We start from the raw sequence: 21382 nt of genomic DNA on the forward strand, positions 1-21382 counted from the left end.
GGCCGGAATTATTTTGGCTCGCTGCCGAACCATTTTTTATAAATTGTGTTGTACGTGCCGTTGTCGCGCAGGGTTTTCAGCGCGCCATTAATCTGGTTACGCAGGTCATCGCTGCCTTTTGGCAGAGCGATACCATACTGCTGAGCTTCGATAGACTCGCCAACCGCTTTGAAGCGACCTTTACCGGCGGTGTGGATGAAGTACAGGATGTTTGGCGTGTCGTGCAGCACGGCGTCAGCACGGTTGGTGCCCAACTCCATGTAGGCGTTGTCAATGTTCGGGAACTGACGCAGATCTTTAGACTTGATGTGCGCTTTTGCGTAATCAACAGAACCGGTACCGCTCTTCACCGCAACCACTTTGCCGTTCAGATCGTCGATGCCTTTGATGTTGTTTTCGTTCTCACGCACCATCACTAACAGACCACTTTTGTAGTAGCCGTCAGAGAAGTCGATGGCTTTTTTGCGCTCGTCGGTAATGGTGATGCCGGCCAGAGCCACGTCAACGTTTTTGGTTTGCAGTGCTGGGATGATGCCGCTGAAATCCATTGGCTTCAGAGTGTAATCCAGCTTCAGTTCTTTGGCGATAGCGGCCCACAGGTCGATATCGAAACCAACGTAATCGTTGCCCTGTTTGAATTCAAAAGGAACGAATGCGGTGTCGGTCGCAACGACCAGTTTCTTATCTGCTGCAGTGGAAGAAAGCGAGAAGGCCAGCGCCAGGGCTGCCACGGAGACTTTAATCAAAGACTTCATCATTATTTTCCTTATTACCCTTCAGACCTGATGGCCTGATGTACGGCTATTCATATGAAAAAATTATGCCAACTTTTCATTTTGGTCGAAATCAGCAGGATGCAGGGCCTGGCTGAAGCGATTTTGCTGTAGTCGAAAAGTCTGCACTAATATGGGTCACCAAAATAGTGCATCGTACTGTGGTGGTGCAGGCACAGTGTGCACCAAGGGCTGAGCAAGGGAAAGGCAGGATTAAGATTTTGTTAACAACGTCAAAAAAAGCACCAAAATGTTACAGATATAAAAAAAGGCGGGATATCCCGCCTTCGCTGTAACTGACATTATTCGATGTTGGATTCGATGAACCACAGGAATTTATCCAAATCACGCGATGCTGCCGTGAAAATGTCGGCAGTGTCTTCATCGCTTACTTCACTGATGGCCTTACGCGTATCGTTCGCGACAATCGCGTAACGATCGGCAAGGGCTTTCAGGTGATCCTGAACGGTATGGATGTTGAGCGGATAGCTTTTTAATGGCGTCTTGTCGTTGACGATCTGAGTGGTACCCAGCGCCACGCCGCCGAGCTGTACAACACGCTCTGCAATGGTGTCCTGATGATCGGTGATGGCAGTACGGAAGCCATCCAGCATTTCATGCACACCGATAAAGTTGGCGCCGCGCATATTCCAATGCGCCTGCTTAGTGATCAGTGACAGATCAATAAACTCCACTACCAGACGGTTGAGCACCTCGATGGTCGCTTTCTTATCGCTATCAGCAACATCATTACGGGTGTAAATGAGATCAGACGATTTAGTTTTAACCAGTTTTGCGGTACTCATCATTAATATCCTCTAATTGATGGTTGTCCTAATCAAGCACGGGAATAAGTATAGCAGCAGTTTTTTGGCTATGCCGGATTGTTTAAACCGATGACAGGAATAGATAAACCTTAATGTTGCGCGGGAATTGAGCGTTTAATTTATTTGTCTTATATAACAGGTGATTATGGTCCGTGTTAATTGTTTATCAATGATGTTGCAAAATAATAACAAAGAGGGAACTTGCGATGAAAAAAATGGGAATGAGAATGCTTATATATTCAGCCTGCAGCTTAACAGGCTGAATTTGGCATTATTTATTGCGGGTTATTAATATCCACTTCGCTTATTTTGGCACTCTTCTGTTTCATGGTGAGTGTCGAACCCGCCGAAGCGGCAATAATGGCCAGCAGCGCGATCCACTGCTTCAGCGTCAGTAATTCCCCGAGGAACAACATCCCGGAAAGCGCTGCCATCGCGGGTTCCAGGCTCATCAGCGTGCCAAAAATGCGAGCGGGCAGACGGGTCAGGGCCATCATCTCCAGTGAATAAGGAATGGCACTGGAGAGCAGGGCGATAATCAGCGCCAGGGGCAGAATTTCCCAGTGCCAGATGCCGGGTGCCGCAAAGGTTAATCCAAGAGGAACAAAGATCACCGAGGCAATTAACGATCCCATGGCAACGGTTGCTGGGCCATGCTCCGCACCGGCGCGTTGCCCCGCCAGGATATAGACCGCCCAACAGGCACCGGCTCCCACGGCTAACAGCGCACCCAGCGGATCGATATGGCTGATGCCATCACCAATCGGCAGCAGAAACCACAAACCGGTGACCGCCAGAAGCACCCAAAGGAAATCGAGCGGACGTCGCGCACCGGCCAATGCCAGGGTTAAGGGGCCGAGAAACTCCAGGCCAACGGCAACGCCCAGCGGCACGGTGCGAATGGATAAATAGAAGAGATAGTTCATACAACCCAGCGCCAGACCGTACATCAAGAGCGGTTTGCGCTGTGCAGAGGTAAATCGTAAACGCCACGGCTTAAAGATGACACACAAAATCAGGGTGCCCAATCCGAGGCGCAGTGCGGTGATGCCCGGCGCCCCCACGCTGGGGAACAGCGATTTTGCCAATGAAGCACCGCCCTGGAGCGAGAGCATAGCAATCAGTAGCACGGCAATCGGGAACAAAACCGGGACCATTTTGGTGTTCGTCAGAGGCGTAGACATCCTGTAATTCAATCCTGTAGTGATTAACAACACAGCAACAAAACGTCAGTGTAAAGGAATCTTCAGGAAATAAGGAGGCGTGTAAGAGGGAAAATAAATGCGGTGACAGCCTGGAAAATAACCGTTTTTCGGGCCATTTAAGTAAAGAAATGTCAGGTTAGTTTAGGAATATCCTTAAACGCATTATTTGTTGTCCGAAATATTGTTGCAGAAAGATGATGCTTTTTATAAGTAAAATGAATGACATAGGAAACTTCATTAACTTTCTGTTACACCAAACAATCTCTTAGACAACAAATAGCGGGCAGAGTTTCTTGCTAATTTTTGTTATATTTTCAGCGTTGTCAGGAGAGAAGTATATTCACATTTGAGGTGGTTTATGAAAAAAATTGCATGTCTTTCAGCACTGGCTTGTGTACTGGCAGTTTCAGCAGGTTCAGCCATGGCGCAGAGCACCGTTTCTGCTGGTTACGCGCAGAGCGATTATCAGGGCGTTGCTAACAAAGCAAACGGCTTCAACCTGAAATACCGTTACGAAGATGGTACTAACCCACTGGGTTGGATCGGTTCTTTCACCTACACCGAGAAAGACCGCACTGACGCTGGCGTTTACAACAAAGGCCAGTACTACGGCATCACCGGTGGTCCTGCTTACCGTCTGAACGACTGGGCAAGCATCTACGGCGTGGTCGGTATCGGTTACGGTAAATACCAGGCGAATGACGCTGCTGCACAGTCTAAATCTGACACCAGCGATTACGGTTTCTCCTACGGCGCAGGCATGCAGTTCAACCCAATCCAGAACGTTGCTGTTGACGTGGGTTACGAGCAGAGCCGTATCCGTAGCGTAGACGTAGGCACCTGGATTGCTGGCGTAGGCTACAGCTTCTAAGTTTTTGCTTAGACCAGAGTTCCACAAGAAACGGCCCTTTACGGGCCGTTTTTTTATGCTTACTTTTGCGGGGCGGGAGGAAGCGTGGCGCGGATCTTCTTCACCTGATCGGCCGTTACCGGTGCCGCTTTGTTACCCCATCCATTGCGAATAAAGTTAGCGACATCAGCGACCTGCTGATCATCCAGGCGCCAGGCGAAATCTGGCATGGTGAAACCGGTCGGCGCCTGTTGCGTAATCGCACGCTGGCCGCCTTTCAGAATCACACTGATTACTGATGACGGGTCTTCACTCAACAAGGCCGGATTGTGTGCCAGCGCCGGGAAGGTACTGGCATAGCCTTTACCGTCCGTACGATGGCAGGCAGCGCAGTTATCCACGTACACCTGCGCGCCTGGCTGGCTGACATCCCCTTTGAACAGCGCTTGCGACGTCGCATCGCTGGCCTGTGGTGCAGCGGTGTTATCCGCAGCCGGTAAAGACTTCAGATAAACGGCAATCGCATTCAGATCTTCATCACTGAGATACTGGGTACTGTGCGCGATCACATCCGTCATCGAACCAAAGGCAGCGCCTTGCTTATTCGCGCCGGTTTTCAGGAAGGTGGCGATATCTTGCTCAGACCAACTGCCCAAACCCGCTGCCGGGCTGGCGGTCAGATCTGGCGCATGCCAGCCTTCCAGTGTGCCGCCGGTCAGATAGCCTTTGCTGTTCTGATCCATGGCTTTCTCCTGGAAGCCGATGCCACGAGGCGTATGGCATGAGCCACAGTGACCAAGCCCCTGCACCAGATAAGCACCGCGCTGCCACTGTGCCGATTGGCCGGCTACAGGAGCGTAAGTGCTGTCATCGGCAAAGGTCCAGCGCCAAAACGCCAGCGGCCAACGCATGCTGAGCGGCCAGGGGATATCACTTTTGCGATTCTCCTGACTCACCGGTTTCACACCCTGCATAAAGTAGTCATACAACGCGTGCATATCGCTGTCGCTGATTTTGGCATACGACGGGAACGGCATGGCGGGGTAGAGCGAGCTGCCATCTTTCGCTACACCGCCACGTACCGCTTTGACGAAGTCGTCGTAGCTGTAGTCGCCAATGCCGTGCGTTTTATCTGGCGTGATGTTGGTGGAGTATATGGCACCAATCGGCGTGCTCATTTTGAGCCCACCGGCGAAAGGTTGCCCGCCTGCTGCGGTATGGCATGCGGCACAATCGCCCGCTTTGGCCAGATACTCGCCTTGCTTAACCGAGGCATTGGTCGCGGCCGATGCGGCGTGGCTGATCAGTGCGCCGCCGAGAGCGAAAAAGAGTGCGGAAAATTTCACTATAACGCTCCTTATCAGGCCTGAACCAGCGGACCAGGCTTAGCCAGATAGCGGTTGCGAATCGCATCCGCCGCGAATAATGCGGTGGCACAGACAATCCCGGTTGGGTTGTATGCCAGGTTTTGCGGGAAGCAGCATGCGCCCGTAACGAATACGTTCGGTACATCCCAGCTTTGCAGGAACTTATTCACCACGCTGGTACGCGGATCGTCGCCCATCACTGCACCACCGGTGGTGTGCGTTGATTGGTAAGGGCGGACATCGTAATGGCTGTTGAGCGTTTTGAAGCCCACTTCATAGTGCTTAGGATTCATCACCTTGACGATCTCCTCGGCCTTATCTTTGATGAAGTTGGTCATCTTCAGTTCATTCTGCTGCCAGTCAAAGGTCATACGCAGCAACGGTTGGCCGTAGATATCACGGTACGTAGGATCAAGGTCGAGGTAGCACTGCTTATATGGCATCACCGAACCCGACGAGCCGACGTTCATGTTGTGCAGATAATTATCTTTGATGGCCTGTTTCCAGCCGGAACCCCAACGCGGCGCATCTTTAGGGATGCCCATCTGCTGGATGGGACGTCCACCGGAGAAGGCCGCAGAAATGGTGGCACCGCCAACAAAGCCGACTTTGCTGTGATCGAAGTTTTCCGCATTGAAATCATCGATAACGGTGGAGGTGGCACCCGTGGCGGCAAATGGATTGAACCAATTGTCGTTGTCATAGAACAGCTTGATACCGCCGGTCATCTGATAGGCATAGTTTCTGCCCACCACGCCGTCACCGGTTTGTGGATCGTATGGCTTACCGATTTTTGACAACAGCAGTAAGCGCACATTGTGCAACTGGAAGGCACTGAGGATCACCAGGTCGGCCGGTTGCTCGACTTCATTACCTTGCGCATCGATATAGGTGACGCCAGTGGCTTTTTTACCGCTGCTGTCGGTATTAACACGAATCACGTGCGCCTGCGTGCGCAACTCAAAGTTACTAAACGGCTTCAGAGCAGGGATAACACAGCTTTGCGGTGAACCTTTGGAGTAGTTGAAACAGCCGAAGCGTTCGCAATAACCGCAGTAGTTACACACGCCAAGTTGCACGTTGTAAGGGTTGGTCCAGGGTTCGGTGGTGTTGGCTGCAGGGCACTCAAAGGGGTGATAGCCCAGTTGCTTTGCGGCTTTAGAGAATAATTCGCCGGCATACAGCGTTTTTAACGGTTTGGTGGGATAGCAATTTTTACGCGGAGATTCGAACGGGTTACCGCCTTCGACGGTTTCACCGTTGAGGTTACCGACCTGACCGGCCGCGCCGCAAATTTTCTCAAACTTATCGAAATAGGGCTCCATCTCGGCATAAGAGAAGGGGTAATCCTGCACCGTCATGTCTTTAGGAATGAAGTCAGCACCGTATTTTTCGATGACTGTGCTGCGCATTTTTAAATCAGCTTCCAGCGGACGCCACAGCTGACCGTTCCAGTGGGTACCGGCACCGCCCACACCATCACCGGGCAGGAAGGAACCGAAGCGACGATATGGCAGCGCGGTTTCCTGCGTAGTGTGACGAACCGTCACGGTCTCTTTCGAGGCGTTTTGGAACAGTTTTAAACGAATGCCATAAGTCAGTTCATCGGCAATACGCGGATAGGAGAAGTCGGGGTAGGTATCGCGATTTTCGCCGCGCTCCAGTGCCACAATATTCAAACCAGAACTGGCCAGTTCCATCGCCATGAGCGAACCGGTCCAGCCGAACCCGACGATGACCACATCGACGGGCGCTTTTTTTACTGCCGCCATTACACGCTCCTTTTACTGGAAATGCTGACTGGGCCAAGAGGGTAGGGTTTATTAGGCTGCTGTACGGTATCGACGAAATCCGCACGTGCACCGGGGAAACCGATCATTTTCCACGAGGCCAGCGTTTGGTTGCCGCCGTGAATCGGATCGGCGAGATAACCCTCTTTGGTGTTCTCCAGCAGTTGCTCGAAAAACAGCTTGCCGTGAATGGCATCGTTATGCAGTTTGTCGGCTTCCAGCGCACGCAAAACCTCTTCCTGTTGCGCCGTTTCCAGTTGATAAAAATCTTTTTGGTACTGCTGCTGACAGTGCTGGTCAGCTAAGGCGATGCCTAACCGATAGGTATCGCGTGGCACCAGATGGGATTGGTAACCCATTTCCGGAATCGAATCGGCGAACGGGCCTTGCATGTACCACAAGCGACCATAGCCGTAGGGCAATTCCATCTGCTTATCGATAAACACCTGTACACCTTCACTGACGGCGCCAGGACCGTTGGCATCGGCAGGGATCAGGCGATCCAGCGCGGCGAGCAGAAATTTCCACTCTTTATCGTTGAAGTAAGCGGGAACATAGTCGGATAACACGCCTTGCGGCTTGTCGGCAGCGGGGGAGGAGAGTGACACCACACCGGAACTGGCTGCGGCGGCGAGGGGAATGAGCGAGAGCGATTTTTGTAAAAATCGTCTCCTGCCCGATGGTTGCTCTTCAGGCTTTTTAAGTGACATTGCTAATCTTCCTTACGAAAAACCCACCCTGGGTTGATTTTGTTATAAGTATGTAATTTTTTGTTATGAGGAGATTAATCAGACGTCACAACAGGTTGCAAGCTAAAAGTTAGCAGCCTAATCGTTTAAGCGTTATTGAAGGTAAAGTTATGTCAGTGCCTGAAGCGATTCAGCCACAGTGAGCGCAGGGATCGGAAATTCGTTCAATAACAATAGAAAGAGTAGGACTAAAAAGGTAACAAAATGTGAGATCGTGCAAAGGATCCGTTGAGGAAACGGATCCTGAGAAGAAATTTATGGATGAATCAGCCGCGCCAGATGAGATTGGGGCAAGGGCGCTCGGTCAGCTGTTTGCCGGTCAGCTTTTCAATCAGCATCAGACGCAGGGCAAAAGGCGAGCGTTTAAACAGGCACAGCAGCGATTTCAGCTCAAAAGCCGGTTTGCTTTGCTCAACCTGGAAGCATTTGCCACAGTCGAGGCAGTTTTTCATGGTGGTCATGTTCACCTCCCGAATGAATAACGACGTAACAGTAAGCACAAACCTGCGATAAACAGCAGGAAAAGGAGTAGCAGCAAATAGGGTGCGTTCATCGTTGCCTCCTAAATAAGCTATTCGCTTACATTACGAACAAAGATAGCACTGGCTATACTCTTTAGCCAACACTATTTAGGAAAAATTTGTGCTTATTTGTGCCTGGTTTACAATGAGCGCAGCCAGGCCCGCACCGCAGGTAAAGTGCGGCAGATAATAAAGAGGAAGCTGAATGAGTCGTCGTGCAAAGAGCGCCACCAATACGCCCCAGGGGCCGCTTAAAGATATAGAGGAGCATGTCGAAGGATTTCGCCAGGTGCGCGAAGCGCATCGACGTGAACTTATTGATGACTACGTAGAGTTAATCTCTGATTTGATTCGTGAATTTGGTGAAGCCCGCCAGGTCGATATGGCCGCGCGCCTCGGCGTTTCACAGCCCACCGTGGCAAAAATGTTGAAGCGTTTAGGCACCACCGGTCTGGTGGAACAGGTTCCTTATCGCGGTGTGTTTCTGACGCCTGAAGGTGAAAAGCTGGCTGAAGCGAGCCGCGTACGTCACCATATTGTTGAAACTTTCCTGCTGGCGTTAGGTGTCAGCCCGGAAACTGCCCGCCGGGATTCTGAAGGCCTGGAACATCACGTCAGTGATGAAACCCTCGCCGTCTTCCAGAAGTTTTACGAGAGCCGCTAACTTACAAGGTCTTCCGCCATCATGCCCATCGTGCTGCGTTCCTTAATGCGTGATCGTATTTTGCATTTGCTGTTGCTGTTGGGTGTGATTTTATTGCCGCTGGCAGAGTATCGTTGGTCGCAATTGCCTGCCGCCGTTGACTGGCACACTATCATGACGCTCACCGGGCTATTGATGCTGACCAAAGGGTTGGAAAACAGCGGTTATTTTGATGTGCTCGGCGCGCGTCTGGTGCAGCGCTTTCAACATGAGCGTACACTGGCACTGTTTATGGTGTGTGCCGCTGCGCTGCTTTCCACCTTTCTCACCAACGATGTGGCGCTGTTTATTCTGGTGCCGCTGACCCTGACGCTACGCAAATTCTCGCGTCTGCCGATTTCTCGTCTGATTATTTTTGAAGCGCTGGCGGTAAATGCCGGATCGCTGCTGACGCCGGTGGGTAATCCGCAAAACATTCTGTTATGGAGCCACGGCACGCTCAGCGTGCCGGGCTTTATCTTGCAAATGGCACCGTTAGTTGCCGTGTTGATGATCAGCCTGATGGCGCTCACCTGGTGGAGTTTTCCTAAACAAACCATCCAAAAGCACGCGCAAAGCGAAGCGCATCAATGGGAAAAACCATTATTTATCATCAGTGTGCTGCTGTATCTGATGTTTATTGTGGCTTTAGAGCTGAAAATGACCGGATGGGCGCTGTTGTTGGTGGCAGGCTGCTTCCTGATTATGGCGCGCAGCGTATTGATCAGTATTGACTGGAGCTTGTTGCTGGTATTTGTCGCGATGTTCATCGATGTGTTTTTACTGATGCATCTTCCCCTGCTACAACCGCATTTCGCCGCGATAAGCCAGTTGAGTGAAGGCGGTTTATACTTGCTGGCGATAGGTCTTTCACAGGTGATCAGTAATGTGCCAGCCACCATCCTGTTGCTGCAAAAAGTGCCGCCTTCAGAGGTGCTCGCCTGGGCCGTCAACATTGGTGGATTTGGCTTGCTGCCGGGTTCATTGGCTAACCTGATTGCGCTGCGTATGGCGCAAGACAGCAAAGTCTGGTGGCGCTTTCACCTGTTTTCTTTACCCATGCTGGCGTGGTCGATGCTGTGTGGCTGGTTCCTGTTGCGCTGGCTACACTAAGCCTGCCATTTTGTTCTGCCCGATGAGCTGACGCGCTGATTATTCAGCGCGTTATCGCACTTAGTGGCAGAAAATGCGTTGATTGTTGGCTTGTGTAAAGTTGTACTGGCATTTGTCAATTTTCGATCTAAGGTTAAGTTGACCGTTTTTGCCCGTGGATCGGGATCACAGCCAGCGATGATAACCTATGAGTGATAACCACAATCAGCCGCCCGCACGCGAGCAGCAGGATGCGCAGCACGCTTCAGACTCCAGTCAAGACAACAACGAACCACAACGTAAACGCCCCGGCAAAAAGCCACTGGTCATTCTCGCCATCGTGGTGGTGATCATGCTGTTGGTGGGCCTGTGGTTCTGGTTTACCACGCGCAACATTGAATCCACGGATGATGCCTTTACCGAAGGTGATGCCGTGACCATCGCACCGAAAGCGGCCGGTTATGTGGTGAAACTGCTGGTGAAAGATAACCAGCGGGTGAAGCAGGGCGATTTGCTGGTGGAGATCGACCCACGCGATACCAGTGCCCAACGCGATCAGGCTAAAGCCCAGCTTGGCCTGGCTCAGGCGCAACTGCATCAGGCGCAGGCACAGTTAGCGCTGTCACGCGTGCAGTATCCTGCGCAGCGCGATCAGGCGTTAGCCGATCAAGCCAAAGCGCAGGCCAATCTTTTAAATGCGCAGGCGGACTATCGTCGTCAGCGCGGCGTGGATCCGCGCGCGACGTCACAACGCAACATCGATACCGCAGCCGCGCAGCTGCGATCCGCTGAAGCACAACTGCAAAGCGCCAAAGCGCAGGTCGAAGTGGCTTCACAGGTGCAATTGCAGATTCGTCAGCAGGAAACCAACGTAGAAGCGCGTCAGCAGCAGGTTGAGCAGGCGCAGGCTCAGCTCAATACCGCCGAACTGAATCTCTCTTATACCCAAGTGCGCGCCCCCTACGATGGCTTTGTCACCAAGCGCAACGTGCAGGTCGGCACGCTGGTACAGGCTGGCACGGCACTGTTTTCACTGGTGTCGCCTGATATCTGGATCAATGCCAACTTCAAAGAGTCCCAACTGGCGCGGATGAATCCCGGCGACAAAGTAGATATCAGTATCGACGCCTGGCCAGATATGAAGCTGGAAGGGCACGTTGATAGCGTGCAGATGGGGTCCGGCTCGCGTTTCTCCACCTTCCCGGCTGAAAACGCCACCGGTAACTACGTGAAAATTGTGCAGCGCGTGCCGGTGAAAATCGTCATCGATAAAGGATTGGATCCGAATCATCCGTTGCCACTGGGCCTGTCGGTTGAGCCGAAGGTCACCGTCGAATGAGTGCGAGCGAAAGCTGGCGTCCGGCCAGCAATCCCTGGCTGGTCGCCATCACGGTGACGCTGGCGGTGTTTATGGAGATCCTCGACACCACCATCGTTAACGTGGCGCTACCGCACATTGCCGGCTCACTCTCTTCCAGTTACGACGAATCCACCTGGGTGCTGACTTCCTATCTGGTGGCTAACGGCATTGTGTTGCCCATTTCCGCCTTCTTTAGCCGCTTGTTTGGGCGTAAACAGTTCTTCCTGATCTGTATTGTCATGTTCACCATCTGCTCGTTCCTGTGCGGTATCGCCACTGAGCTATGGCAAATCATTCTGTTCCGCGTGTTGCAGGGTTTTTTCGGCGGCGGTTTGCAGCCGGTGCAGCAATCGGTGCTCCTCGATTACTTTAAAGCGGAAGATCGTGGCAAAGCTTTTGGCCTCTCCTCGATTGCGATTATCGTTGCGCCAGTGATCGGCCCAACACTCGGCGGCTGGATCACGGATAACTACAGCTGGCGCTGGGTGTTCTTCATTAACATCCCGGTCGGAATTTTAACGGTGCTGGCGATCTATCAACTGCTGGAAGATCCACCTTGGGAGCGTAAATGGGCGAAGGGCAAGCTGAAAATCGATTACATCGGTATCAGCTTGATCACCCTTGGACTCGGCTGTTTGCAGGTGTTCCTTGACCGTGGTGAAGATGAAGACTGGTTCGCCTCGCACTTTATTCGCCTGTTTTGCATGCTGGCGGTGATCGGCATTGTCGGCGCCGTCTACTGGCTGCTGTATGCGCGTAAACCCGTGGTAGATATCACGGTCATGAAAGATCGTAACTTCTGGGTGGCCGGTTTGCTGATGGCAGGCATGGCGATGATTCTGTACGGCAGTTCGGTGGTACTTCCACAACTGGCGCAGCAGGATCTGGGCTATACCGCGACCTGGTCGGGGCTGGTGCTCTCGCCCGGTGCGATATTGATCGTCCTGACCATTCCGCTGGTGCTGAAGCTGATGCCGATTGTGCAAACACGCTACATCATTGCTTTCGGTTTTACCTGCCTCGCCAGCGCCTTCTTCTATTCCACGACCTTGACGCCGAATGTTGATTTTACCACCCTGGTATTAATGCGCAGTGCGCAATCGATAGGGCTGGGTTTCCTGTTTGTGCCGCTGACGACCATTGCTTTTATTACGGTGCCGCAACGGCTCAATGCGGATGCATCGGCATTGTTTACCATGTTCCGTAATGTGGCGGGATCGATCGGTATTTCACTGGCAACGGCGGGGATCACTGAGCGTATGCAGGCGCGGTCGGCGAGTATGGTGCATAACATGACGCCGCTCAACGAGCCGTTCAATCTTACTTTGCAGCATTGGGCGCAGTCGATTCGCGACTTTACGTCTGCGGTGGGCGATCCCCTGACGCTGGCGACGGGTCAGCTGTACAAAGAGATGATTGCACAGGCGCGAATCCTGGCGTACATCGACGTATTTATGGGCCTGAGTATTGTGGCCTTGCTGTTGATTCCATTTTGTTGGTTGCTTTCGCCGATCAAGAGCGAAGGCAGTGCAGGAGCACACTAAGATGATCACCTCTCCGCGCTTGAGTTTGCTGGCGCTGTCTCTGCTTCTGGCGGGTTGCGCTGTGGGCCCTGATTATCAGCCACCCCATGCGCAGACGCCAGGCAGCTATCGCGATTTGCCGTCGCAGGAAGCCTCAAAACCGCAATCGGCGGCCACCAACCCACTGTGGTGGAAAAGCTTTAATGATCCACAACTGGATAGCCTGATTGAACGCGCCATTGCCGGTAACTTATCCCTGCAGCAGTCGGTGTTGCGCATTGCTGGAGCGCGTGAGCAACTGGCGCAGGCGCGCGGCGGGCTTTTTCCGTCACTCAATGGCTCGGCTAAAGTCACACGTCAGCAGTTGGGCCTAAAAGGCATACTGAAATCCAACGGGGTTTACGATCAGGTGGACAGTGACGTCGCCAATCAACTGAACGGCCTCGATCATTCTGTCACCCTTTATCAGGGCAGCTTTGACGCCAGCTGGGAGCTGGATCTGTGGGGCAAAGTGCGCCGTCAGATGGAAGCCGCAGATGCGCAGCAGCAGGCTGCCATCGAACAACGCAATGATGCGCTGGTGTCACTCGAAGCAGAAGTGGCACGTGCCTATCTGCAATTGCGCGGCGCGCAAGCGGTACTCAATACGCTGCAGCAGCAAATCGATGTGGCGCAGCAAACCTGGGAACTGACGCAAAGCCAGCAGCGTAACGGCATGGCGCCGCTCACCGATGTGGAAAATGCGCGCGCACAACTTGCCTCGCTGAACGCGCAATTACCGGGCTATCAGTCGCAGGAACGTCAGGCCATGAATGGTTTAGCGGTATTGCTGGGCAAAACGCCGGGCGCACTGGATAACGAGCTGATGAGCAGTAAAGCGTTACCGGCGTTGCCGAAAATGGTGGCGGTGGGGATTCCATCCACGCTGGCGCGACGACGTCCGGATATTCGCCAGGCGGAAGCCAATCTGCATGCGCAGACTGCCAACATTGGCGTGTCGGTGGCGGATCTGTTCCCCAGCCTGTCACTGACGGGTCAACTCGGGGTTCGCAACACCGATGCCAGCTATCTGGATGACTGGAGCAGCCATTTCTACAGTATCGGGCCCTCGCTCTCCATTCCGATTTTTCAGGGCGGGCGTTTGGTCTCCAGCGTGAAACTGGCACGCGCGCAGCAGGCCAATGCAGCGCTGGAATATCGCCAGACGGTGCTGACTGCGTTGCAGGATGTCGAGAATGCCCTGGTCAGTTATCGCGCCGATCAGCAGCAGGTGACAGCTCTGGATGAAACCACTGGCGCATTGCAGAGAGCATTTGATCTCGCCAGTGATAGCTACAAGCAGGGGATTTCCAGCTTCCTGGATGTGTTGGACGCACAGCGTCAGTTAGCGCAGGCAGAAGCACAATCGACACAGGCACGAATGCAGAGTGCACTGGATTTAGTCGCGTTGTACAAAGCGCTGGGCGGCGGCTGGGAACCTTATCAAAACGTTAATCTGCCGGAATATTCTGTGTTTGGCCCTGCCACTACGGTGCCTTAGTCGTAAAAGGGGCAGTCTGCGGGTTGCCCCAGCATCAGGCATCACAATTCGCCCATTTTGAAACGAAAGTTTTCATTTTTGACTAAATGCAAATTCCCCTCTGATCACTCTTCACCGATTTACACGCAGTAAAGCCCCTTTTTGTGATCTGCTCCGCATGTAAATGCGGGGTTTATGATCTGTAGCGCAAAATTTAAATTTCATAATTATTCCTGTTGGTTGAAATAAACTATTTTTAAATCTTCTCTTACTGTCAGGAGTGGATTATGCCGCGGGAAAACTACCTTACCCCCAACAAAGCATCAGGGCCGAACAGCAGCACGCGCACTGAACCCTTTGTGAAGGTGATAGCAATGATTGCCACCTTAGGGGGGTTGCTGTTCGGCTATGACACCGGTGTGATTTCTGGCGCACTGTTATTTATGGGCAACGATCTCCATCTGACACCCTTTACCACGGGGTTGGTCACCAGCAGCCTGCTGTTTGGCGCGGCTTTTGGTGCCCTGGCATCAGGCCACTTTGCCGCCGCGGCCGGGCGGAGAAAAATCATTCTGGTGCTGGCGGTGATTTTCGCTATTGGCGCAATCGGCACCGCGTTAGCACCTGACGTTGAATGGATGATTTTCTTCCGCCTGGTATTGGGTGTGGCGGTGGGGGGCGCGTCAGCGACAGTCCCGGTGTACATCGCGGAGATGGCGCCCGCCAACAAACGTGGCCAGTTAGTGACCATGCAAGAACTGATGATCGTCTCCGGGCAGATGTTGGCTTACATCTCCAACGCCGGTTTTAACGCGGTATGGGGCGGTGATACCACCTGGCGTTGGATGCTGGCGGTAGCGACGGTGCCTGCGGTGCTGCTGTGGTTCGGCATGCTGTTTATGCCCGACTCACCGCGTTGGTATGCGATGAAAGGGCGGTTAGCAGAAGCGCGTCAGGTGCTGGAACGCACGCGAGCTAAACAAGATGTTGAGTGGGAACTCACGGAAATAGAAGAAACCTTAGCTGAAGAACAACATGAAACGCGCCCACGCCTGCGTGAACTTCGTCAACCCTGGCTGTTTAAATTATTTTTGATTGGCGTGGGTATTGCGGTCATACAGCAGTTAACCGGGGTGAATACCATCATGTATTACGCTCCGACCATGTTAAAAGCCGTGGGCATGAGCGATAACGCAGCATTAATTGCCACCATCGCCAATGGTGTTATTTCAGTATTAATGACTTTCGTCGGTATCTGGCTGCTGGGGCGCATTGGGCGCCGTACCATGACGATGTTAGGACAGTTTGGCTGTACCGCCTGTCTGGTATTTATTGGTGCCGTCAGTTATTTCATGCCGGAGACGGTAAATGGTCAACCTGATGTTCTGCGCAGTTATATGGTGTTGCTGGGAATGCTGATGTTTTTGAGCTTCCAGCAAGGTGCACTCTCACCCGTGACCTGGTTGCTATTGTCTGAAATTTTCCCTACACGTCTGCGTGGGATATTTATGGGCGGCGCCGTGTTTGCAATGTGGATCGCTAATTTCCTTATCTCGCTGATGTTCCCGATCCTGTTGGCATCGGTGGGTTTATCGGGAGCGTTCTTTATTTTTGCGCTAATCGGAATAGGGGGAGCCATTTTTGTGGTTCGCTTTGTACCGGAAACACGAAATCGTTCACTGGAACAGATCGAGCATTATTTGCACGACTGGCTGTCAAATGAAGAACCGCAACCGCAGTTGACGCACGCTGTGAAGAAAAGCTTGTAACCTGAGGTGACGTTTTTATGAGGGTAAAAGCCGGTGCATGCACTGGCTTTTTATCGATAAGGGGGGATAAAAATGCGATTGTGGTCTCAACTGTCAAAATAGAATAATCACCTGTGAAAATAGATTTTCGGCCATAACATTAATCTTCATTATTCTGCTAACACACATCAGCCAGGCAAGGCATTAACCGCTAAATGCTTGTTTATCAGCCGGGAATAACCTCTGAAATCGGTACCAGTTCCAGTCGGTGGTACTAAAGTGCTGTTGTTAATTCACCGTTAATTAAAGCTTCTCGCTGGGGATATCGCTCAAATTGTGAATACGTTAATCAGTTAGGAATTATCCGTCCGCATAAATTAATTTATTTTTTTATTTGAATTGGGTAATCTTGCCACTACAGTTTATTTAAACCCCCCTTAAGCAAGGACCTTGTGATGAGTGACGCATTTAAAGTTCTGAACAACATTCGCACATTACGTGCGCAGGCTCGTGAACTGCCATTGACCGATCTGGAAGAGATTCTGGAGAAATTAACCGTGGTGGTGACTGAGCGCCGCGACGAAGTTCATGCAGAAGAAGCGCAGAATCGCGAGAAAGAAGAAAAGCTGTCTAAATACCGCGAAATGCTGCTGGCTGACGGTATTGACCCGAACGAATTGCTGGGTGCGTTGGAAACCGGTAAAAAACGCGCGAAGCGTGCACCGCGTCCGGCTAAATATTCTTACACCGATGAGAACGGTGAAGAGAAATCATGGACCGGCCAGGGCCGTACCCCAGCAGCGATTAAGAAAGCGCTGGACTCCGGTAAAAGCCTGGATAGTTTCCTGATCAAATAATCTGCACAATCCTTGTAAGCGGGAGCCGGAGACGACATCGTCTTCGGCTTTTTTATTTCTCTTTTTGCAACAACGCGTTCAGCATTTCATCTTCACGCTAACAGGCGCAGAGGTGGCGTCCTGATGCCCGTTTCTGGCATAATGCCCGCTGTTTTTTCCTCCATCGCGTAACAAAGGTCAATGCCGTGTTAGTTTCCAGCAATATCACTATGCAGTTCGGCAGTAAGCCGCTGTTTGAGAATATCTCCGTTAAGTTTGGCGGCGGTAATCGTTACGGTTTAATCGGTGCGAACGGCAGCGGTAAATCGACCTTCATGAAAATACTGGGCGGCGACCTGGTACCGACCAACGGTAATGTTTCACTCGACCCTAACGAGCGTATCGGTAAGTTACGTCAGGACCAGTTTGCCTTTGAGCAATTCAGCGTGCTGGATACGGTGATTATGGGTCACGCCGAATTATGGGCGGTGAAGGAAGAGCGCGACCGTATTTATGCTTTGCCAGAAATGAGCGAAGAGGAAGGCTATAAAGTGGCCGACCTGGAAGTCGAATACGGCGAAATGGATGGTTACAGCGCGGAATCGCGTGCCGGTGAATTATTGCTGGGCGTGGGCATTCCGGTGGAACAGCATTACGGTCCGATGAGCGAAATCGCACCAGGTTGGAAATTGCGTGTGCTTTTGGCGCAGGCATTATTCTCAAACCCGGATATTTTGCTGCTCGATGAACCGACGAACAACCTGGATATTGATACCATTCGTTGGCTGGAGCAGGTGCTTAACGAACGTAACAGTACCATGATTATCATTTCGCATGACCGTCACTTCCTGAATATGGTGTGCACACACATGGCGGATCTGGATTACGGTGAACTGCGCGTGTATCCAGGTAATTATGACGAATATATGACCGCGGCGACGCAAGCGCGTGAACGTTTAATTTCTGATAACGCGAAGAAGAAAGCGCAAATTGCAGACCTGCAATCATTCGTTAGCCGTTTTAGTGCCAACGCCTCTAAATCGCGTCAGGCGACTTCGCGTGCCAAGCAGATCGATAAAATTAAGCTGGATGAAGTGAAAGCCTCCAGTCGTCAGAACCCTTATATCCGTTTTGATCAGGATAAGAAGCTGTTCCGTAATGCGCTGGAAGTTGAGGCACTGACGAAAGGTTTCGATAACGGCCCACTGTTTAATAAGCTCAATCTGATGGTTGAAGTCGGTGAGAAAGTGGCCATTCTCGGTGCCAACGGTATCGGTAAAACCACTTTGCTGAAAACATTGGTCGGCGAATTAACGCCTGACAGCGGCACTGTGAAATGGTCCGAGAATGCGCTGATTGGTTATTACGCGCAGGATCACGCAGAAGATTTCGCCGATGACTTGAGCGTTTTCGACTGGATGAGTCAGTGGAAGCAGGAAGGTGATGACGAGCAAGCGGTGCGCAGTATTCTGGGCCGTCTGTTGTTTGGTCATGATGAAATTAAGAAGCCTGCTAAAGTGCTCTCTGGTGGTGAGAAAGGCCGCATGCTGTTTGGCAAGCTGATGATGCAGAAGCCGAACATTTTGATCATGGATGAACCCACTAACCACCTCGATATGGAATCGATTGAGTCGCTTAACCTGGCACTCGAAGGTTACGAAGGCACACTGATTTTCGTTTCGCATGACCGTGAGTTTGTCAGTTCATTGGCGACCCGCGTGATGGAGATGAAGGGCGATCGCATTATCGACTTCACCGGCAACTACGAAGATTATCTGCGCAGTCAGGGTATTGTTTAAATCGTTACATACTCATAGCTTCGTCCGCCGCATTCCTGCGGTGGGCGCTTTACTTTGGTTCGCCAGTTCGCCAGTTCGCCAGTTCGCCAGTTCGCCAGTTCGCTGGGAAGTCATGCACCTTCAGGCATAAATGGTGGGCCGCTCCGTAAAGACGGCGTGAATACATCCCTGTAGCCTCGGTCGCCGCATCCCTGCGGCGAACGCTTTACTCCGGACCCACCATTCCTGCCTTTATCAATATTCGTGCTCTCTGTTGGTTAATTTAGCCTGCGCGAACAACGATTGGATTTAAATAGCCACACCAAAGTTTAAAGGGAAGATAAGGTTCGCCCGAAGAGCAAAGCGTCTGGGCCACGGATGGCCCAGCCGATCGGCATGGATGCCGGTTTCCTTTGCGATCGGGCGGACCTTATCTGACCCTGCACCTAACCTTCAGCGAAAACAACCAAACCCACCATCATCCATTCAGACGCGGCCGCTGAATTTTTAGTGACTTTGCGATAGGTCGAACCTTATCTGAGCCGACTCCTGGCCTTCAGCACCTTACTTATTTCTCGCCGCACACCTCGCAATGCCTATCCTGCATCACTTTCATGTTGCGGAATTCTGCACTCATCGCATCGTAGATCAACAAGCGTGCACGGGCAGGTTGCCCCAACGCGGTCAGCACTTTTATGGCCTCTAAAGCTTGCATCGCGCCAATCACGCCCACTAATGGCGCCAGCACGCCAGCTTCCACGCAACTTAATGTCTGCTCGCCAAACAAGCGGCTAATGCAGCGATAACAGGGTTCGCCCGGCTGCCAGGTAAATACGCTGAGCTGACCTTCCATACGAATGGCCGCGCCGGAAATCAGCGGCACCTTGTGCTGGTAACACAAACGATTGATCTGCTCACGCGCACCAACGTTATCCGTGCAATCGAGCACCGCATCATGGCGCGCGATTAGAGCACTGAGTTGGGCATCATCCAGCTGTGCATCAATCGCTTCGAGCTGGCAATGCGGGTTAATTGCCGCGAGCTGCCGACGCGCAGATTCCACTTTGGGCTGGCCAAGTGTGGCATCGCTGTGCAGAATCTGGCGCTGCAGATTGCTTAAGCTGACGGTGTCGAAATCCAGCAAGGTAAGATGGCCCACGCCGGCCGAAGCCAGATAGGGTGCGGCGGCACATCCAAGCCCGCCGAGACCGACGATCAACACCCGCGAGGCTTTGAGCTTCTCCTGACCGTCAAAATCAAAATCCCGCAGCACGATCTGACGGTTGTAACGCAGCATCTCTTCATGGCTCAGTTCGACGCTCATTAGCCCTCCAGCAGGCTATTGAAAACTTCAACCTCAACCCATTCGCCAGCTTCCACATCAGCACGGTCGCGATCCAGCACGATAAAGCAGTCGGCCAGGGCGAAAGAGCTAAACACGTGCGAACCCTGGGCGCCGGTGCTGCGCACTTCCAGCACGCCGTCTTCACCACGACTGAGAATGCCGCGCTGGAAGTCGAGGCGTCCTGGCGATTTCTTCAAACGTTGAGTCGCACGAGCGCGTTGGCGCAGCGGCATAATGCGCGTGGTCTGCCCGGTGAGGGTGGCCAGTAACGGCTGCACCAGCTGATAGAAGGTCACGGCGGCAGACACTGGATTGCCGGGCAGCCCGCAGAACCAGCTGTTGGCTAAGCGGCCAAAGGCGAACGGTTTGCCCGGCTTCATCGCCAGCTTCCAGAAGGCAATCACGCCTAACTCTTCCAGCATTGCTTTAGTGAAATCCGCTTCGCCGACGGAGACGCCGCCGGTGCTGATCACCACATCCGCCTGACGATCGGCTTCGCTGAATGCCTTGCGCAGCGCCTCGGGATCGTCCGCAATCACGCCCAAATCGATCACTTCGCAGCCCAGTTTGTTGAGCATCAGCGATACGGTGAAACGGTTCGTGTCGTAGATTTGCCCATCAGCCAAAGGTTGGCCAACCGCCTGCAGCTCATCGCCGGTGGAGAAAATCGCCACGCGCAGTTTGCGCAGCACGCTGACTTCGGCAATCCCCAGTGAAGCCAGCAGCGGCAACTCGGCGGCACCGAGACGCACACCGGCATCCAGAACCTGCTTGCCCGCCTGAATATCTTCGCCGATGCGACGAATGTTTTGGCCGTCGCGCACTTCAGCGGTGATGACGATACCGCCCTCACGCTGCTCGGTATGCTCCTGCATCACCACGGCATCGCAGCCTGCCGGAATCGGCGCACCGGTCATAATACGAATCACGCTGCCAGCGGGCCAATCGCCGTTGAACGGCGCGCCGGCAAAAGCTTTGCCGGCGACCGGGAATTCGCGGTCCGGCACGATATCGCTGAGACGTACGGCATAACCATCCATCGCGGAGTTATCAAACGGCGGCACATCCAGTGGAGACGTAACCGGTTTGGCGGTGATGCGACCTGCAGCCTCATACAGCGAGACGCTGAGGCAATCGCTAATGGGCGTGAGCTGTTGCAGCATTTTTTGCTGCGCGTCTTCGAGGGAGATTAATCCTGCGGTGAAAGGTTCCATGTCAGTCTCTGCGTGATGAATTTCAGTTGCTGCCTATTATGGTGACATTTGTCTGCCGAGTCACATGTGACTAAAAAAGCATAATCCACAATAAAAGGTTATGACCGGAGATACACTTTCTGCTTTACAAGCCGGGAGTGCCTTTCTATAGTCGAAAATTGCCTAAAAAAGATGAAAACCATTCTAAATCAGTGTTTTTGGTT

General features: G+C 52.5%; 18 protein-coding genes. 9 read left to right on the forward strand and 9 right to left on the reverse strand.

The window, feature by feature from the left end; all coding sequences use genetic code 11:
- Positions 1 to 8: 8 nt before the first annotated feature.
- From glnH to rhtA, 3 genes are all read right to left on the reverse strand, one after another.
- A complete protein-coding gene (glnH, locus tag AC6I8L_RS06350; protein ID WP_058961948.1) occupies positions 9 to 755 on the reverse strand; it encodes a glutamine ABC transporter substrate-binding protein GlnH in 747 nt (248 codons plus the stop codon).
- Between the two features lie 320 nt (positions 756 to 1075).
- Positions 1076 to 1579, reverse strand: a complete 504-nt coding sequence (gene dps, locus AC6I8L_RS06355) for a DNA starvation/stationary phase protection protein Dps (protein ID WP_038647945.1) — start codon at positions 1577 to 1579, stop codon at positions 1076 to 1078.
- Between the two features lie 296 nt (positions 1580 to 1875).
- Positions 1876 to 2784 carry a threonine/homoserine exporter RhtA gene (rhtA, locus tag AC6I8L_RS06360; protein ID WP_058961949.1) on the reverse strand — a complete coding sequence of 303 codons (909 nt, stop codon included), beginning with the start codon at positions 2782 to 2784 and terminating at the stop codon, positions 1876 to 1878.
- Between the two features lie 379 nt (positions 2785 to 3163).
- On the opposite strand from rhtA, the gene ompX reads away from it, so the two are divergent.
- Entirely contained in the window at positions 3164 to 3676 is a 513-nt protein-coding gene (gene ompX, locus AC6I8L_RS06365; protein ID WP_034820897.1) for an outer membrane protein OmpX, read from the forward strand.
- 59 nt (positions 3677 to 3735) lie between these two features.
- On the opposite strand, the gene AC6I8L_RS06370 is transcribed toward ompX, so the two are convergent.
- The 4 genes from AC6I8L_RS06370 to AC6I8L_RS06385 all read right to left on the reverse strand — a co-directional run bounded on the left by AC6I8L_RS06370 (position 3736) and on the right by AC6I8L_RS06385 (position 8022).
- The gene (locus tag AC6I8L_RS06370; RefSeq protein ID WP_058961950.1) at positions 3736 to 5004 is read right to left on the reverse strand and encodes a c-type cytochrome; all 1269 of its coding nucleotides are present in this window, start codon (positions 5002 to 5004) and stop codon (positions 3736 to 3738) included.
- Between the two features lie 11 nt (positions 5005 to 5015).
- Positions 5016 to 6794: a GMC family oxidoreductase gene (locus AC6I8L_RS06375; RefSeq protein WP_058961951.1), complete on the reverse strand. Its 1779-nt coding sequence runs from the start codon at positions 6792 to 6794 to the stop codon at positions 5016 to 5018.
- Complete coding sequence (locus AC6I8L_RS06380; RefSeq protein WP_058961952.1) at positions 6794 to 7522, reverse strand: gluconate 2-dehydrogenase subunit 3 family protein; 729 nt, start codon at positions 7520 to 7522, stop codon at positions 6794 to 6796. The genes AC6I8L_RS06375 and AC6I8L_RS06380 overlap by 1 nt, the downstream gene beginning before the upstream one ends.
- A gap of 305 nt (positions 7523 to 7827) precedes the next feature.
- The gene (locus tag AC6I8L_RS06385; RefSeq protein ID WP_045814029.1) at positions 7828 to 8022 is read right to left on the reverse strand and encodes a hypothetical protein; all 195 of its coding nucleotides are present in this window, start codon (positions 8020 to 8022) and stop codon (positions 7828 to 7830) included.
- A gap of 265 nt (positions 8023 to 8287) precedes the next feature.
- On the opposite strand from AC6I8L_RS06385, the gene mntR reads away from it, so the two are divergent.
- The 8 genes from mntR to AC6I8L_RS06425 all read left to right on the forward strand — a co-directional run bounded on the left by mntR (position 8288) and on the right by AC6I8L_RS06425 (position 18641).
- Positions 8288 to 8746, forward strand: coding sequence for a manganese-binding transcriptional regulator MntR (mntR, locus tag AC6I8L_RS06390; protein ID WP_034820884.1), 459 nt, complete (start codon positions 8288 to 8290; stop codon positions 8744 to 8746).
- 21 nt (positions 8747 to 8767) lie between these two features.
- Positions 8768 to 9877, forward strand: coding sequence for an SLC13 family permease (locus AC6I8L_RS06395; protein ID WP_058961953.1), 1110 nt, complete (start codon positions 8768 to 8770; stop codon positions 9875 to 9877).
- 187 nt (positions 9878 to 10064) lie between these two features.
- Positions 10065 to 11195 (forward strand): HlyD family secretion protein, encoded by a 1131-nt coding sequence (locus AC6I8L_RS06400; RefSeq protein WP_058961954.1) that lies wholly within the window; start codon positions 10065 to 10067, stop codon positions 11193 to 11195.
- Positions 11192 to 12760 carry a DHA2 family efflux MFS transporter permease subunit gene (locus tag AC6I8L_RS06405; protein ID WP_034820876.1) on the forward strand — a complete coding sequence of 523 codons (1569 nt, stop codon included), beginning with the start codon at positions 11192 to 11194 and terminating at the stop codon, positions 12758 to 12760. Before AC6I8L_RS06400 ends, AC6I8L_RS06405 begins: the two co-directional genes overlap by 4 nt.
- A 1-nt stretch (position 12761) precedes the next feature.
- Complete coding sequence (locus AC6I8L_RS06410) at positions 12762 to 14279, forward strand: efflux transporter outer membrane subunit (protein WP_058961955.1); 1518 nt, start codon at positions 12762 to 12764, stop codon at positions 14277 to 14279.
- A gap of 266 nt (positions 14280 to 14545) precedes the next feature.
- Positions 14546 to 16027 carry a sugar porter family MFS transporter gene (locus AC6I8L_RS06415; RefSeq protein ID WP_058961956.1) on the forward strand — a complete coding sequence of 494 codons (1482 nt, stop codon included), beginning with the start codon at positions 14546 to 14548 and terminating at the stop codon, positions 16025 to 16027.
- A gap of 434 nt (positions 16028 to 16461) precedes the next feature.
- Positions 16462 to 16863: an H-NS family histone-like protein gene (locus AC6I8L_RS06420; protein WP_034820857.1), complete on the forward strand. Its 402-nt coding sequence runs from the start codon at positions 16462 to 16464 to the stop codon at positions 16861 to 16863.
- 185 nt (positions 16864 to 17048) lie between these two features.
- Positions 17049 to 18641, forward strand: a complete 1593-nt coding sequence (locus AC6I8L_RS06425) for an ABC-F family ATPase (RefSeq protein WP_034820853.1) — start codon at positions 17049 to 17051, stop codon at positions 18639 to 18641.
- A 547-nt stretch (positions 18642 to 19188) separates the two neighbouring features.
- On the opposite strand, the gene moeB is transcribed toward AC6I8L_RS06425, so the two are convergent.
- Together moeB and moeA are read right to left on the reverse strand one after the other, a co-directional pair.
- Positions 19189 to 19944, reverse strand: coding sequence for a molybdopterin-synthase adenylyltransferase MoeB (gene moeB / locus AC6I8L_RS06430; RefSeq protein ID WP_058961957.1), 756 nt, complete (start codon positions 19942 to 19944; stop codon positions 19189 to 19191).
- A complete protein-coding gene (gene moeA / locus AC6I8L_RS06435) occupies positions 19944 to 21179 on the reverse strand; it encodes a molybdopterin molybdotransferase MoeA (RefSeq protein ID WP_058961958.1) in 1236 nt (411 codons plus the stop codon). The genes moeB and moeA overlap by 1 nt, the downstream gene beginning before the upstream one ends.
- Between the last annotated feature and the right edge of the window lie 203 nt (positions 21180 to 21382).

This window comes from Type-E symbiont of Plautia stali (assembly GCF_059731115.1).